Below are 14,997 nucleotides of genomic sequence, written 5' to 3'. Positions count from 1 at the left end.
GCGTGGCTAGAGCGGCAGATCCCTGCGCGCGAACAGCGCGATGCCGCAGCCCAGCGCAGCTAGCCCGATGGCCCCGAGCGCAGCGAGGCCAAGCGCCGGCGATGACCCGCCGCCCACGATGTCGCCCGGCCGGTACAGGGAGAAGATCGAGAGGTCGCGCATCCAGGAGACGCTGTCGCCGAGCTTGCCGAGCAGATCGAGACTGTAAAACCCGAAGACGATCATACCCGAGATGCCGAGCGCCTTCTTCTCGTCGTTCGACACCGCGGAGACAAGAAATGCGATGCCCGCTACGGCGAAAAACATCAGAAAGGCAGCGGCGTTGAGCAAGAGGAAGCGCCCGCCGTCGAAGACATAACGGTCGCCGAGCAGCCAGGCTTGGCCTGCGAAGCCCGCGAGCGTCGTCGCGCCCACGATGATGAACAGCCCGGACACCAGCACGCATGCCTGGGTCGCCGCCACCCGGACCCGCGTCGTCGGCGTGGAGAGCAGATAGGCCATCGAACCGCGGTCCACCATACGCGCCATGAGCTGCGTCGACAGCTGGACGCAGACGATCGCCAGAATAATCACGAGGACGAGTCCGTAGTACTCGCCCGAGATGAACGCCTCGGCGCTGTCGAACCCGCTCAGATTGAAGGCTTCGCCGACGCCCGCCGGCATCGTCGCGACGATATCGTCGAGCGCGCGGGTGTTTTTGGCGATACCGGGGTACAGCCAGAACATGAGGAGGATATAAAAGGCCGAGCCGACGGCGTAGTTCAGGAAGCCCTTCAAATTCACCTTCATCATCTGCTTGTACAGCGCCCCGCTCATGCCCTCGCCTCCTGCCGATCGTAATAATCCATGAATATGTCCTCGAGATTTTGCGTGAAAACGTCGATGTTGCGCACACGGCGCTTCGCCATCTCCGCTATGAAACGGCCGTAGTCGCCCTGCACCGCCACCCGCACGCGGCAGCCGTCGAGCGACTCTACCCGCTGATCGGATGCCGCGAAGGCGGCTGCCTCCGTCTCCGTCTCGAAGGCCACCTCGAACAGCTTGCGCTGCAGACGCTGCAGCTCGTGAATATCCGCGATCGTCACGATGACGCCGTCCTTGATGATTGCCGCGCGGTCGCATGTCCGCTCGATCTCGGGGAAGCTGTGCGAGGACATGAGAAATGTCTTGCCCCTCGCCTTTTCCTCCAGCACGAGCTCGACGAACACCTTTTGCATGAGCGGATCGAGCCCGGATGTCGGTTCGTCCAGAATGACAACCTCCGGATCGTGCATGAACGCGGCGACGATGCCCACCTTCTGCTTCATGCCCTTGGACATTTTGCGGATGGGCGTATTGGCGTCGAATTGCAGCCGCTCGATCAGCCGCTCCCTTCTCGCGCGGTCCTTCGTCCGCTGCATGCCGGCGAGAAATTCGAGGAAGCTGCGGCCGGTCATCCCTTCGATGAAGGCGATCTCCCCGGGGAGGTAGCCGATGCCCGACTGCACCTCTCCCTGCTGCAGCCACGCGTCCTTGCCGTCCACGACGACACGTCCCCTGTCCGGCTTCATGAAGCCCATGATATGCCGGATCGTCGTAGACTTTCCCGCCCCGTTCGGGCCCAGGAATCCGAACACCTCCCCGCGGCGAACTTCGAAGGATACGTTGGCGATCCCTTTCCCATTGGCAAACGTCTTGGTCAGATGCTCCACCGTCAGCATAACGGCGCCTCCAGTCGATGATTTATGAAATATAAAACCATCAATATTTCATATGTTATACTAGACCTCGACGATGCCATCGTCAACGGATTTATGAAATATTTATACGTATAAATTTCATTATTTTAAAATAGGAGCGGCTTGAAATGAACGGGTTTGAGAAACGGGCGCAGCAAATCAAACAGAAAATTATGCAGGCCACGACGGAGATGCTGCGCGAATCGGGCTCGGCCAAGCTGCGGATCGCAGATCTCGCGAAGCGTGCCGGCGTCTCGCAGGTCACGATCTACAATTACTTCGGCAGCAAGGAAGCGCTCGTCCGCGAGGTCTTCAAGTCGTATATCGATCGCGCGGTCGAAAGCTTCGAAGCCTACATGAACGAGGGCCATACGATGCGCGAGAAAATCGGGCATATACTGCGGCTGGAGAAGGAATCGTACCGGGAATTCCCGCCCGGACTCATCAAGGAGATGCTGGCGGAGGATGCGGAGATGGCCGCCTATATCGAACGGATGTACCGGGAAAAGACGATCCCTATGACCGTTCGCATCATCGAGGAAGGCAAGGCGGCAGGAGAAATCGCGGAGCGCGTCAGCGTGCGGCATGTGCTGACCTTTATCCAGCTGTACATGAACCAGTACCAGACGCTGCTGGAGATGGCCGAGCACAGCGAGGACAATGAAGATTTTCTTGAAGGGATGGTTCATATGTTTTTCTACGGCGTCTGCGGGAAGGCTTGAGGATGGCCGCGATTCATCCTGACAAAGGCGGAACCAATGGGCGGCAGTCGCGATTTTGACGAAAAAGGGAGCGGGGGCCCCCCCGCTTCCGCTTCGTATCTTATCCTGTATGCCGCTGAGCTGCGTCAGCTCGTGCAGGCGGAGGCAGCCGCCGAAGCTCCAGGGCAACGAAGCCTATCAGGTCCGGCTCATCAAGGGGCATGAGAAATTTAGCGCGGACAGATCGTGCTGGGCGCTTAAGACGCGAAGCGCATCTCGCAATTTCGAATGCAGATGCGCTTTTTTTGCGAAGAGCGGCATGCACGGTCCAATTGTGTGCCGCGAATTAAGTGCCCGCCCAGGTCAATGTCAGCTCGACCACACCTTCCCGGGAGGCCAGAGGAGAACCGATCAGCGACCAGCTTTCCTTGCCGTCCGCCGAGTCGCCTTGAATGATCAGGTTATTTTCGTCGATCGTCTGCGCCGCGTTGTCTCCGATGCGCGTCGCGAAGTAATTTTTGTAAGTCTCGCTGAGCGTGGACATCGACTGCTGCGTCGTGAATATAAGCAGCGCCGACTTCTTCCCTTCGTTGTGCTCCGAATGGGAGGTGCTCACCTTGGCGTCTGCCGGTATCGGGAAGTCCTTCGGCAAGTGCTCGGGCCGCTGATCGGCGGAGGCGGACGCATTGTGCGATGCCGACACCGATGTCGGTGCTGATGCCGAGGCCGATGACGGAGCCGGCGCACCCTCTTTTTTCTCCGCGCAGGCAGCGAGCGCCAGGCCCAGCGCCAATACGACGACAACAGGCTTTAACCCGCTTGGACGCAAATTTCACCCCTCCTTATTTAACGCATATTGCTCATTAATCCATAACCACCAGTAAAGTGGAAGAAACAAGCTTGCCTACTTTCGATCTTCTCACCTCCATAAACGCGTGTTCGCCTAGCGTAATCGGCAAGAAAGCGTTATGATATTAGCCGTAAGCGAAACTAGATAGCCAGGAGGAATGCTTGGTGAGAACGATTAAGCTCGGGACAAGCTCGCTTGAAGTACCCGTAATCGCGGTCGGCTGCATGCGTATCAATTCGCTGGAGAAGGCGGAGGCCGAACGCTTCGTACAAGCGTCTCTTGAGGCGGGCGCGAATTTCTTCGATCATGCCGATATTTACGGCGGAGGCGCATGCGAGGAGATTTTTGCCGAGGCCATTCATATGAACGACGACATTCGCGAGCAGATCATTCTGCAGTCCAAGTGCGGCATCCGCAAAGGCGCGTTCGACTTTTCCAAGGATCATATCCTGACCTCGGTCGACGGCATCCTGAAGCGCCTGAAGACCGACTATCTCGATATTCTGCTGCTCCACCGTCCTGACGCGCTCGTCGAGCCGGAGGAGGTCGCCGAGGCGTTCGACCTGCTGGCGTCCTCGGGCAAGGTGCGCCACTTCGGCGTGTCGAACCAGAAGCCGATGCAGATCGAGCTGCTGAAAAAGCACGTCAAGCAGCCGCTCGTGGCGAATCAGCTGCAGCTGAGCATCACGAACGCCAACATGATCTCGAACGGCGTCAATGTGAACATGGAGAATGAGTCCGCGATCGACCGCGACGGCAGCATCCTGGACTATTGCCGGCTGAACGACATCACCGTCCAACCGTGGTCGCCGTTCCAGTACGGGTTCTTCAAGGGCGTGTTCCTGGACAACGAGGAATTCCCGGAGCTGAATGCGAAGATCGACGAGATCGCGAAAAAATATGAGGTCAGCAATACGACGATCGCGATCGCCTGGCTGCTCCGCCATCCGGCACGCATGCAGCCGGTCACCGGCACGATGAACATCGAGCGCATCCGTGACTGCGTCAAGGCCAGCGACGTCCACCTGACACGCGAAGAATGGTATGAGATCTACCGCGCGGCCGGCAACATTCTGCCTTGATCCATCGATAGCCCGCTTAAAAAGCCTCCGTCCCGCCCAGGGATGGAGGCTTTTTATCCTTTTGTCATCCGGCTAACTGATCCCCAACCCTCCGCTCGCATACCCCACAGCAGAATTGATTAAGGTCACGCCGGCCGCCGTCGCCGAAAATACAAGCAGCAAGCGTGTGCCCGCCGTCACAGGGATCGCGAGTCCCGTCGTCAGCCCGCTCGAGATCGTGCCGAGCGCCAGAATGCCGCTCAAGGACGGCGCCAGCACGGCGGACGCGCCGGGCACGGCGGTGAAGGTATTGTCCGGCGTCGTGGAGCTGTACAGCTGCGCCGTGATGGTCAGCGTGGTGCCGACCAGCGACAAGGCCAAGGTCGTGCTGAAGTACGCGGCCAGCGAGGTGATCGTACCGTCCCGGGGGACGGAGAACGCAAAGTTCAGCAGCGTGCCTGCTGCACCGGTCAGATCGATGACGCCGCCCAGAATGCTCACGCCGTCGGATGAGCTGCCGAATCCGGTCAGGGCGGAGGTGCCGACCAGCCCGCCCGCGATCGTCGTGAGCACCACGGGCAAGCCGGACGCGAATGGAATGATTGCGCCGGCTCCTGTCGCTCCTGTCGCTCCCGTCGCTCCTGTCCCGCCAGTTGCGCCCGTAGCGCCCGTCGCCCCGGTGGCGCCGGTAGCGCCGGTAGCCCCGGTGGCGCCCGTGGCTCCTGTGACGCCAGCGGCACCTGCCGCTCCTGTCGCGCCCGTGGCCCCCGCTAAGCCCGTCGCCCCGGTCGGTCCCGGGTCCCCCATCGCACCTGCCGGTCCTGCGGCACCCGTCGCGCCCGCGGCTCCGGTCGCGCCCCGCGGCCCCGCAAGACCGGCGGCGCCCTGAAGCCCTTGCAGCCCTTGCGGCCCTTGCGGCCCCGGTGGTCCGGGCGGCCCCGGCGGCCCTTGCGGTCCTTGCGGACCCTGCGGACCCTGCGGACCCTGCGGCCCCTGCGGCCCCGGTGGTCCCGGTGGTCCTGGCTGTCTGCCCATTCGCCTCACCCGCCTTGACTAATTTGGCGGCGAACCGCCCGCGCCCCAGTGTCATTCGGGCCGAGCGGTTCATCCGCAAGACGCCGATCTATCCCATGTATACGCCCTTTTCCGGCCCGATATGCCATTGTCCCATGCGGGCAAGCCGCCTTGCGCATCTGCTAACACAAAGCATGGGACAGGAGGTGATCTCTGTGATAGCTCGCCCGCTCATTGGCATATTGGTTCCCGACAAGGCGGGACGCCAGCGCATCCTGCGCGCCTACGGACGCCAGTGCCCGCCGGATATGACGCTGTTCGCCTTCTGCCCCGGCGGCATTGACTGGGAGCGTCTGCGCATCGCCGGCGTGCTGTACGGACGCAATCGCTGCGACGAGTACTCCTTTCCTTTTCCGGACACGGTCTACAACCGGATCCACAACGCCAGCCCAGACCTGCTCCTGCGCCTGGAAGCGAACATGGGCGGCGGCATATGCTTCAACCGCATCAACTTCTTCGACAAATGGACGCTCTACGACTGGCTCAAGCCGACCACGCTCGGCCCGTCGATCCCGGACAGCCGTCTATATTCCCATTCCGCCCTCCAGGAGATGCTCGCCCGCCATCGGCTGCTGTACTTGAAGCCTTGCTACGGCGCGCGGGGCAACGGCGTGTACCGGGTCGAACGGACGGAGCGCGACGAAGTCAGGATCGGCGAACATCATCTGTCGCCGCGGTATATCGGACAGTCATTGGAGGAAGGCGGCGCGATGATCGCCCGGCTCCTCGAATCGAAGCGCTACCTCATTCAGCAGGGCATTCCGACCAGCACGGTCGATGGCAGGTACTTCGACATCCGCTCGCTGCTGCAAAAAGACGGGAACGGCGAATGGAAAGTCTCGACCCTCGCCTCGAGAATTGCCTACCCGGACTGCTTCAACACGTCGGTCTGCGAGGACGTATGCGACGCCGCCGAATTGCTGAGCCGATCGTTCGCGCCGCAGCTGAGCGAGCGGCTGCTGCGCGAGCTGCACGATTCGGGCATCCGTGCGGCAGCCGAAGTCGAAGCCCGCGTCGGACCGCTCGGGGAGATGAGCGTCGACTTCCTGCTGGACCCTCAGCAGCAGCTGTGGATGATCGAGCTGAACGGCAAACCGGACAAGGTGCTCTATAAACTGCTCGAGGACGAAGCGCTCGGCAGGCGTATCTACCGAAGGCCGATGGCGTACGCGCAGTACCTGGCAGCTGCGCGGCGGTAAGGACGGTAAAGAAAAAGCGGCGTGCTCCCGACATTGCCGGGGCCGCCGCTTTGGCTTACTTCATTTCTTGCAGACGATGTTCCAATCGATCCCAAGTCTCGGTGATGCCCTGCAGCATGCCCATGTCGATGACGGACTTGAGCCCTTCGGCATCGGCGTATTCGCTGCGGCTGATCAGCCTCGTCTTGCCGTCCAGCTCGACAAAAGCCAACGTGACCTCGGTCGCCGGCATCGACTCGTTAATCGTGCCTTCGGCATCCGAGAAGTAGTCGGTGTAGACGATCTTCTCGCCCTCGACGATCTCCTTGTAGATCCCCTTGCCCCACGATTCCATGCCGTAGAACTGCCCCTGGTTCGGGTCGGCGCACTTCATGCAGTAATGCCATACGCCGCCCGGACGGAAGTCCACGGTGCAGACCGGAATCTCCCAGCCCTTCGGTCCCCACCAATGCCTCAGATGCTCCGCTTCGCTGAACATCTTGAACACGAGCTCCCGCGGCGCGTCGAATACGCGCTCCAGCACCAGTATCCGATCGTTTTCCACGCTGGATTCCATGGCGTTATTAGACATTATATGATCCTCCTCAGCCTGTTATCGGCGTCTATGATCGATCTTTGCCCTGCAGCTTCCGCAAGTAATCGTCCAAGTTGTCGTATCTCTCCTCCATGACGCGCCGGAACGAGGCCAGCCATGCATCCAGCGCCTGAAACGGCTCCGGACGGAGCTTGTAAATCCGGCGGTTGGCTTCGGCCTTCGCCTCTACGACTCCGCTGTCCCCCAGCACCTTCAGGTGCTTGGAAGCTTGGGGCTGGCGCAATCCCAGCCGGTCGGCAATCTCCCCTACGGTCAGGGGACCTTCGCGCAGAAGCTCGACGATCTGCATGCGATTCGGCTCGGCCAGCGCGCTCAGCGCCGCCATGTCCATACCCGGGCGATTCCCCGACATGCCGCTCACCTCTTTGACGAGTGGTCTCTTTGGGTACCCATCTCCTTCGCCGCAAGGTCATCTTCCTGATGAACCAAATATACACCAAAGGGAATATTCCTGTAAAGGAATATTTAATAAAATCAAAACATATGCAAAAGCCGCCCCTGACAGGCGGCTTCGATCTGAACAATGCTCCACAGAAGATCGCCCTTGGCGGGCGGTCATATTCAGGCGCGGTGCGCGATGCAATCGATCTCGACGAGCGCGTTCTTCGGCAGCTTGCCGACCTGGACCGTCGCGCGGGCCGGCAGCACACCGCCGTCGAAGTAGCCCGCGTAGATCTCGTTGACCTTCGCGAAGTCGTCCATGCTGTCCAGGAAGATCGTCGTCTTCACGATGTCGCGGAGCGTCAGTCCCGCTTCCTCGACGACGGCCTTCAGGTTCTGCAGCACGCGATGCGTCTGCGCCTCGATGCCGCCTTCTACGATCGCGCCGGTCGCCGGATCGAGCGGGATCTGGCCCGACGCGAACAGGAATCCGCCGGCGAGCACGGCTTGCGAGTAGGGCCCGATCGCGGCGGGCGCCTGGGCGGTGGATACGGCTTGGTTCATGGCGTCATGCCCCTCTCATCATCTTGTCTCATTTATCCTAAGCGATGGGGGCCCGGCGTGCAACTGCACGCTCTGCAGCATTCGGCGGACAAGCCTCCACGCCGATCGGCGCGATCGACCGGCAGGCCCGCCCGCCGACGCCTTCATTGCGCCCGTCTTGCCCCAAGACAGCTTCGCCATCGGAGCGATTCGGCCAACGAGAAAAGGAAGGGCTCTGGGGCCCTTCCTTCGTCCATGCATATTCGATCAAGCGTTGCCGAGGAAACCTTCCTTGAAGATGTTCAGCAGGTAGTCGAGCGTCGTCGGATCGCTGTAGCTCGAAGCTTCGGTATCGATCTCGATGACATGTCCGGCTTTGACGGCCGGAATGTTTTTCCACGTCTCGGTCTTCAAGACCGCATTGTCGCCCGTGGCGCTGCGGCTGAGGATGATGTAGTCCCCCGCGTACTCGGGCAGCACCTCGTTCGACAGCGTGTAGTAGCCCGGTCCGAGCGCATCCTTCTTGACCTTCTCCGGCATGCCGAGTCCCATCGCCTGATACACGATCTCCGTGCCGCGCGCCCATGCGTTGCCGAACACGTAGAACTGCTTGTCGAACAGCTCGAACACCGTCACGGTCACGTCGGCGCCGACCTTTGCCTTGATCTCGGTGCCCGCATCGGCTGCGCGCTTCGAGAAGTCGTCGATCCATGCCTGCGCTTCCTGCTCTTTGTTCAGCAGCTTGCCGATCTCCAGATGCTGCTTCAGATAATCGAGCTTGCCCCATGTGTAGACGACAGTTGGCGCGATCTCCTTCAGCTTGTCGATGTTCTTCTCCGTGCTGCCGACGATGATGAGGTCCGGATTGAGCTCGATGATCTTCTCCAGATTCTCGGCGGTGACGACGGCGACGCCTTGAACCTTATCCTTGAAAAGCGGGTTGCCTGCCGTCCATTCGTCGACGCCGACGAGCGTGCCGCCGAGCGAGATGACGTTGGGCGCGCTGTTCAGCGCGATGATCCGCTTCGGTGCTGCAGGGACCTGTACGGTGCCGGTCTCGGATTCGTAAGCTACCGTACCGGATGCGTCCGCGGACGAGCTTGCCGAAGCGGTTGAGGATGCGCTCGCGGACGGTGAAGCGGATGTGCCGGCGTTATTGTTGTTGGCTTTGTTGCCGCATGCGCTGACGAGCGTCATGAGCAGCAGCAGTATCAGCGGGGCGATGAAGCTCTTTTTCATAGTCGACTCTCCCTTTTCTATATGCACGATAATGATTCTCAATATCACCGTTTTAACTATAAAGTCGCACCTGTCGATTGTCAATCTGCATTCACAGCGATCCGCCGGGTTCTCTGCGTTCTGTCTCAAAATAGTCATAATCCTGTCCGTTGGCCAGCGTCGTGCGCTGGAGCAGCCTGAAGCCCGCCTTCCGCAGCACGCTGCCGGAAGCGGCGTTGTGCGGCTTGACGATAGCCGCGACGCGTTCCAGCTCCGAATGCCGGAAGACGAAGGACACAATCGCCCGGACGGCGCTCGTGATGTAGCCGCGGTTGCGGTAATCCTTGGAGATGGCATAGGCGACCTCGCGCGCGGCAGGGTCCAGCAGATCGTTCGGGAAGACGCCGCACCAGCCGATGAGCCGTGCATCCGCCTGGTGCTCGACCGCGAGCAGGATGCGCACGTCCTGCGGATCGAACTTCGCGTAGCTGCCGATGACAAACTGCAGGAAATCCGCGAGCTGCGCCTCCGTCATCCTCCAGTCGGGCAGCAGGTCCGTGATCTCCGTCTGACGCGTGAGCGCATACAGCGCCTCATCGTCTTCAGCCGCGAACGGGCGCAGCCGGACCGAATCCATTTCCATCGTAAAGGAAAGGGTCATTTTAAACACTCCTATCGTGATTTGGGTGCGTGTACAAGGCGGTGCAGTGCAGCGCAGCGCAATAAAAAAACGGAGCGCCTGAATAAAGGCACTCCGCAAGTATCATCCGCATACTTGGCCGAAGTCCCTCGCAATGGATCATGAAGACGCACGTATCCCGTTTAGGATGCACGAGATTTGCAGTGCGCTTCGTCCATTACAAGGAAACTGGCATAAAGTATATATTCCCCTTTTTCGCAAACCGTATATGTCTATTTTATCCGGGCCTGGGGCCGGTGTAAATAAGCTCAGGCAGCTTCAATCGACGGCTGCGGCTGCGCCAGCGGCTTGACCCGCTTCCACGCTGCGGCGATCAGCAGCAGGAAGAACCCGCCGCCGACGCACCAGAGAACCGCCGCGTTCGCGGATACCGCCTCGAGTCCGCCGAAGTACATGACCTCGCGCATCCCGACGGCGGCGAAGCGCAGCGGCGTCCATGCGTAGATCCAGTCATGCGCGGCCGCAGACAGGAACTCGGGCGCCATGTTCAGCATCGGCATCGAGAAGAACATCAGCAGCACGAGGATCGCCATGGCCGGCATCCCGATCCAGTTCAGCAGCGCCGACTGGATCATGTAGAAGACCGAGCCGGCGAGCCACAGGAACAGCCAGGTCTGCGTCGCCTGCGCCAGCTCCATCCCGTACCAGGACGAGGCCATCCACACGAGGAAGCCAGAGGCGACGCCCACGATGATGACGCCCATGACCGGCTGCCAGACGACAGCGGACAGCCTGCGGGCGCCCGCCTTCATCGCGCCGCCGGCGGCAAAAAAGAGAATCAGCGCCGTCACCAGACTGCCCATCCACATAATCTGCGTCAGCAGGCCCGGCGCGTTGCCGGTCGCGTTGTTCGCGCCGACTGCATGCACGGCTTCATCCTGCACGACGATTGGAGAGAGCAGCGCCTCCGCGACGGACACCGGCACCTGCTGCGTCTGTGCGCCGATCCGCTCGATCATCGTCTTCGACAGCTCGGCGCCCGCCAGCTTCATCGCCTGCCCGAGCCCCTGCTTCACGACGGTCGCGGCCTGCGTATTCAGGCCGTCGTTCGAGACGATCTTCACGGTCGCCGGCTGCGGCGAGGCGCTCGTCAGGGAGACGATCCCCGCGCTGAGATTCTCCGGCACGATCAGCGCGCCATAGTACTTGCGATCGTCCAGCCCTGCACGGGCTTCGGCTTCGGAGCCGACGACTGTCCAGGCGATCGGCAGCTGCGTGTTCGAGGTCAGCTTCTGCTTCAGCATCTCCCCGACCGCCAGCGAATCGCCGCCCGGCAGCTCCGCCGGTTTGTCGAGCACGACGAGCGCGACCGGCACCTCCTTCGGCTTCGCGCCAAGCACCGAACCCATCATCGCTGCGCCGAATATGACCAGGACGGCCAGAACGATCAAGGTTCCGAGCCATAGCATTTTTTGTTTAAAAATAGCCATTGCATCCCACTCCTCATTTTCTGTTTATAATGAACATCGTGTTGAATAATGTCCATGATGTTCATTATAATAACGATAAAGAGGAGTTCAATCGTCAATATGAGGACGGTATGTTCATTTATCAACAATTGACCGCTTGAATGTTCAGCAACTTCATTAACAATTGGGAGCAACTATGATGACCGAGAAATTAGACAGGCGCAAAGCCAGAACCCGCCAGCTGCTCCACGATGCGCTCATGTCGCTTCTGCAGGAAAAAAACGCGGAGACGATCACGGTGACCGACGTCGCCGATCGCGCGGACGTGAACAGGGGCACCTTTTACTTGCACTACAAGGACGTGGCGGACATGCTCCAGCAGATGAAGGACTACGTCTTCGAGCGTGTGCAGGCGCGCGTCGAGCATCTCGACATCTCGGAGGCCATGAAGTATATCGATCGCAAGGAGCCGTACCCGGCCAGCGTCGGCATCTTCGAAGAGATCGGCCGCCATGCGGAATTTCTACGGATCATGCTCGGGCCTCGGGGCGATCTGGCCTTCGCCAGGCAGCTTCGGGAATTGATGTCCTCGCGCATGTACGCGAAGCTGCAGATTGTGGCGCCTCCGCATTGGTCGATGCCCGCCGATTATCTCGTCGCCTTCGTCGCCTCCGCCAACTTCGGGCTTGTCACGCATTGGCTTGATACCGGCATGCATCTGACGCCTGAGGAGATGGCCAAGATAATCGTAAGGCTCATGAACTACGGTCCGCTCGTCTCAAGCGGCATCCGGCAGGCGCCTGGACTGCTGGGCGAATAAGCAAGACAGACGGTTGTCTGGCAGCGCCAAGCAAACCGCCGCGGAGCGTCTCCGGGCAGTTCCTTCTTCTGCTCGGCGCGCGTGTACCGACAGTCCAGGTCGGACGGTTACTCCGCTTCGCCCACGACGGTGAAGCGCTCGCCCTCGTGCGCCCGCTGCTCGATCTCGTCGACGATCGCGATCGCATAATCGGCGTAGCTGATGTAGCTGTTGCCTTTGCTGTTAACGAGGAGGTTGTCCTTGCCTTGGCGATAGGCGCCAGTGCGTTTGCCGGCCGGATCGAAAAACGCGGACGGGCTGACGAATGTCCACCGGATGCCGGATGCCTTCAGCTCCTCCAGATTTTGCGCCTGGTTGGACGCCGTCCCCTTGAACATCTCGGGGAAGTCCGGCGAATCCACGAGCAGCACCGTCTTCGCTTCGTCGACGTAGAGACTGCCAGCTCCGCCGACGACGATGAGGCGGGTGTCCGGCGCCTCTTGCAGCGCCGCGATCAGCACGCGGCCCGCCTCCACATGCAGCTGCTCCTCACCGAGCGGCGCGGCGAATGCATTCACAACAACGTCGAACTCGCTCAAGTCCTCCGCCTTCAGGCTGAACGCGTCCTTTTCGAGCACGGCCCAGCCTTGACCCGCGACCTTGTCCGCATTGCGCACGAGCGCCGTCACTTGATGTCCTCTCCCCGCCGCCTCGAGCGCGATTGCCTGTCCTGCCTTGCCGCTCGCTCCGATAATTCCGATGTTCATATTCGTTGCCTCCCTAGGTATGTTATTCCGAAATGAAGTGCGCTTATGCACAATCAGATGTAACCGACACAGTTACAACACTGTCGGTAAAAAAGCGCCTATCCGTTCGCGGCGCCCTTCGTCCGAATCTCCATGGCCAGCACATCGACGAGCTCTCTCAACGTCACGGCCGCCAGTACACCCTCCAGTGCCGACTGCGCCTTGAGCATCAGGAGCCGCAGCACCTGCTCGATGTTGGCGCCCACCGGGCAATTCGGATTCGGCTGCTCGTGCATGTGAAAGAGATTGCCCGCCTCCACCACGTCGACTGCGCGATATACGTCGAGCAGCGTGATCTCGTCCAGCTCCCGTGCGAGCGTAGCGCCGCCGCTGCCGGCTCTGACGTTGGCGAGTCCCGCCTTTTTCAGAAGTCCCAGCACCCGGCGAATGACCACGGGATTCGTCCCCACACTGCCCGCCAGCCACTCCGATGTGTGATGATCCTGCGGGCGGATCGCCAGCAAAGCCAGAATGTGTACGCCAATGGAGAACCTGCTGCTGATTTGCATAAGCAACACCCTTTCCGATGTAACCATTATAGTTACAACTCTGCTGCTTAGTCAAGTGTACACAGTTACCGTCCTATAATGCGCAAGTTTGCGCGGCGCCCTCGTATGTGCATAATGCATCGCTGTCTGGACCATACAATAGGGGAAAACGCGAGGGAGAAGAGTGTGCTCCATAGAAATCGTGGATATGCGAGAGACGGCGTACACCCACGGAGCCTTCTTCGCCGTGAGGCGTTGCAGACGCAAAGTTTGCGCTTGGAGCGAGGCGACGGCGGCGGAGTGGGCGTGCAGGCGCAAAATTTGCGCTTAGGGCGGATTAATCAAAAAGACGCTTCGATCGCCGCCATGAAGGCAGCGGGAAGCGTCTTCGTTCATTAGACTAGCGGACAGGCGGCGCTCTACTCCGCGAGCGATTGCTTCACGGCATCGGCGGCACGGTCCAGCGCCTCGATCACCCGGTCGCACCAGCGGTCGAAGTCCGGGTCCTCCCGCTGCAGCTCCGGATGCGCCAGTAGGTTCGCGATCGTCCCCTTGACACCTTGATCGAAGCGCGTCGTCGCGACGAAGTCCGGCACAAGCCGTTTCAGCTTGGCATTGTCGAAGACGACGGAATTCGCCTTGTCGCCGATCAGCCCGCCCGTATAGTCCTCCCGGCTGCATGCCGCCAGAAATTCGGACGACACATGCACGGCCCGCAGCTTGACATCGAGCGCGTCCGCGATAGCCTCATAGATCTGATTCCAGGTGAGCGTCTCATCGGAGGTGATCTGGACGGATTCCCCGATCGCATGCAGATTGCCCATCAGGCCGATGAAGCCTCGGGCGAAGTCCTCATTGTGCGTCATCGTCCACAGGGAGGTACCGTCGCCGTGAATGATAACAGGCTTGCCTTCGAGCATCCGCTTGGCTACCTGCCACGAGCCCTTGCTCCCGTGCACGCCGAGCGGTATCGAACGCTCGTCGTACGTGTGGCTGGGCCGCACAATCGTAATTGGGAAGCTGCGCTCTCTGTATTGCTTGATCAAGTATTCCTCGCAGGCGATCTTGTTCCTGGAATACTCCCAATACGGATTGGCGAGCGGCGTGCTCTCCGTGACCCGATAATCGGACAGCGGCTTCTGGTATGCCGAGGCGGAGCTGATGAACATGAACTGCTTGGTCTTGCCCGCAAAAAGACGGTAATCTCTCTCCAGCTGCGCAGGCACAAAAGCGATGAAATCCGCCACCACGTCGAACGACAAGTCCCGAATAAGCTCCGCTACGCGCGCTTCGTCATTAATATCCGCTTCGAGCGTCTTCACGCTCGCTGGCAGATTGTCGTTGCGCGTGCCTCTGTTGAGTACATACAGCTCGCAGTCCTGCCGCTCCGCCAATTGTCTCGTGATGGCCGCACTGATCGTACCGGTGCCGCCGATGAATAGCGCTCTCATATAC

The 14,997-nt window shown here is 60.4% G+C and carries 17 protein-coding genes; 4 read left to right on the top strand and 13 right to left on the bottom strand.

The annotated features are described in order from the left end of the window. Nucleotides 1-6: 6 nt before the first annotated feature. Both VQ071_RS05945 and VQ071_RS05940 read right to left on the bottom strand, forming a co-directional pair. The gene (locus VQ071_RS05945) at nt 7-816 is read right to left on the bottom strand and encodes an ABC transporter permease subunit (RefSeq protein WP_340512973.1); all 810 of its coding nucleotides are present in this window, start codon (nt 814-816) and stop codon (nt 7-9) included. Next, nucleotides 813-1,700, bottom strand: a complete 888-nt coding sequence (locus VQ071_RS05940) for an ABC transporter ATP-binding protein (RefSeq protein ID WP_340512972.1) — start codon at nt 1,698-1,700, stop codon at nt 813-815. Before VQ071_RS05940 ends, VQ071_RS05945 begins: the two co-directional genes overlap by 4 nt. Nucleotides 1,701-1,846: 146 nt before the next feature. Between VQ071_RS05940 and VQ071_RS05935 the strand changes: the two genes are divergently transcribed. Then, the gene (locus VQ071_RS05935) at nt 1,847-2,440 is read left to right on the top strand and encodes a TetR/AcrR family transcriptional regulator (RefSeq protein WP_340512971.1); all 594 of its coding nucleotides are present in this window, start codon (nt 1,847-1,849) and stop codon (nt 2,438-2,440) included. A gap of 325 nt (nt 2,441-2,765) precedes the next feature. On the opposite strand, the gene VQ071_RS05930 is transcribed toward VQ071_RS05935, so the two are convergent. Further along, on the bottom strand, nt 2,766-3,248 hold the full coding sequence (locus VQ071_RS05930) for a hypothetical protein (protein WP_340512970.1): 483 nt from the start codon (nt 3,246-3,248) through the stop codon (nt 2,766-2,768). A gap of 185 nt (nt 3,249-3,433) precedes the next feature. Here VQ071_RS05930 and VQ071_RS05925 point away from each other — a divergent pair, with 185 nt between their 5' ends. Beyond that, complete coding sequence (locus tag VQ071_RS05925; RefSeq protein ID WP_340512969.1) at nt 3,434-4,351, top strand: aldo/keto reductase; 918 nt, start codon at nt 3,434-3,436, stop codon at nt 4,349-4,351. A gap of 72 nt (nt 4,352-4,423) precedes the next feature. Here VQ071_RS05925 and VQ071_RS05920 read toward each other — a convergent pair whose 3' ends face one another. Continuing rightward, on the bottom strand, nt 4,424-5,365 hold the full coding sequence (locus VQ071_RS05920; RefSeq protein ID WP_340512967.1) for an exosporium glycoprotein BclB-related protein: 942 nt from the start codon (nt 5,363-5,365) through the stop codon (nt 4,424-4,426). 194 nt (nt 5,366-5,559) lie between these two features. On the opposite strand from VQ071_RS05920, the gene VQ071_RS05915 reads away from it, so the two are divergent. Then, nucleotides 5,560-6,603: a YheC/YheD family endospore coat-associated protein gene (locus tag VQ071_RS05915; RefSeq protein ID WP_340512966.1), complete on the top strand. Its 1,044-nt coding sequence runs from the start codon at nt 5,560-5,562 to the stop codon at nt 6,601-6,603. A 55-nt stretch (nt 6,604-6,658) separates the two neighbouring features. Here the strand turns inward: VQ071_RS05915 and VQ071_RS05910 are convergent, their stop codons facing one another. From VQ071_RS05910 to VQ071_RS05885, 6 genes are all read right to left on the bottom strand, one after another. Next, entirely contained in the window at nt 6,659-7,174 is a 516-nt protein-coding gene (locus VQ071_RS05910; protein ID WP_340512965.1) for an SRPBCC domain-containing protein, read from the bottom strand. A gap of 31 nt (nt 7,175-7,205) precedes the next feature. Then, entirely contained in the window at nt 7,206-7,550 is a 345-nt protein-coding gene (locus tag VQ071_RS05905; protein WP_340512964.1) for an ArsR/SmtB family transcription factor, read from the bottom strand. Between the two features lie 209 nt (nt 7,551-7,759). Next, on the bottom strand, nt 7,760-8,143 hold the full coding sequence (locus tag VQ071_RS05900) for a RidA family protein (RefSeq protein WP_340512963.1): 384 nt from the start codon (nt 8,141-8,143) through the stop codon (nt 7,760-7,762). Between the two features lie 246 nt (nt 8,144-8,389). Then, a complete protein-coding gene (locus tag VQ071_RS05895) occupies nt 8,390-9,361 on the bottom strand; it encodes an iron-hydroxamate ABC transporter substrate-binding protein (protein ID WP_340512962.1) in 972 nt (323 codons plus the stop codon). A 91-nt stretch (nt 9,362-9,452) separates the two neighbouring features. Next, complete coding sequence (locus VQ071_RS05890; protein WP_340512961.1) at nt 9,453-10,001, bottom strand: GNAT family N-acetyltransferase; 549 nt, start codon at nt 9,999-10,001, stop codon at nt 9,453-9,455. 287 nt (nt 10,002-10,288) lie between these two features. Next, a complete protein-coding gene (locus tag VQ071_RS05885; RefSeq protein ID WP_340512960.1) occupies nt 10,289-11,470 on the bottom strand; it encodes a YhgE/Pip domain-containing protein in 1,182 nt (393 codons plus the stop codon). A gap of 178 nt (nt 11,471-11,648) precedes the next feature. Here VQ071_RS05885 and VQ071_RS05880 point away from each other — a divergent pair, with 178 nt between their 5' ends. Beyond that, complete coding sequence (locus tag VQ071_RS05880) at nt 11,649-12,269, top strand: TetR/AcrR family transcriptional regulator (RefSeq protein ID WP_340512959.1); 621 nt, start codon at nt 11,649-11,651, stop codon at nt 12,267-12,269. 107 nt (nt 12,270-12,376) lie between these two features. On the opposite strand, the gene VQ071_RS05875 is transcribed toward VQ071_RS05880, so the two are convergent. The 3 genes from VQ071_RS05875 to VQ071_RS05865 all read right to left on the bottom strand — a co-directional run bounded on the left by VQ071_RS05875 (nt 12,377) and on the right by VQ071_RS05865 (nt 14,993). Next, nucleotides 12,377-13,015, bottom strand: coding sequence for an NAD(P)-dependent oxidoreductase (locus tag VQ071_RS05875; RefSeq protein WP_340512958.1), 639 nt, complete (start codon nt 13,013-13,015; stop codon nt 12,377-12,379). Nucleotides 13,016-13,113: 98 nt separating this feature from the next. Continuing rightward, entirely contained in the window at nt 13,114-13,563 is a 450-nt protein-coding gene (locus VQ071_RS05870) for an Rrf2 family transcriptional regulator (protein WP_340512957.1), read from the bottom strand. Nucleotides 13,564-13,961: 398 nt separating this feature from the next. Then, nucleotides 13,962-14,993 (bottom strand): SDR family oxidoreductase, encoded by a 1,032-nt coding sequence (locus VQ071_RS05865; RefSeq protein WP_340512956.1) that lies wholly within the window; start codon nt 14,991-14,993, stop codon nt 13,962-13,964. Between the last annotated feature and the right edge of the window lie 4 nt (nt 14,994-14,997).

This window comes from Cohnella sp. 56 (assembly GCF_037963805.1).
In the GTDB taxonomy this organism is placed as follows: Bacteria; Bacillota; Bacilli; order Paenibacillales; family Paenibacillaceae; genus Cohnella.
This window is presented reverse-complemented; position numbering and strand designations above follow the sequence as displayed.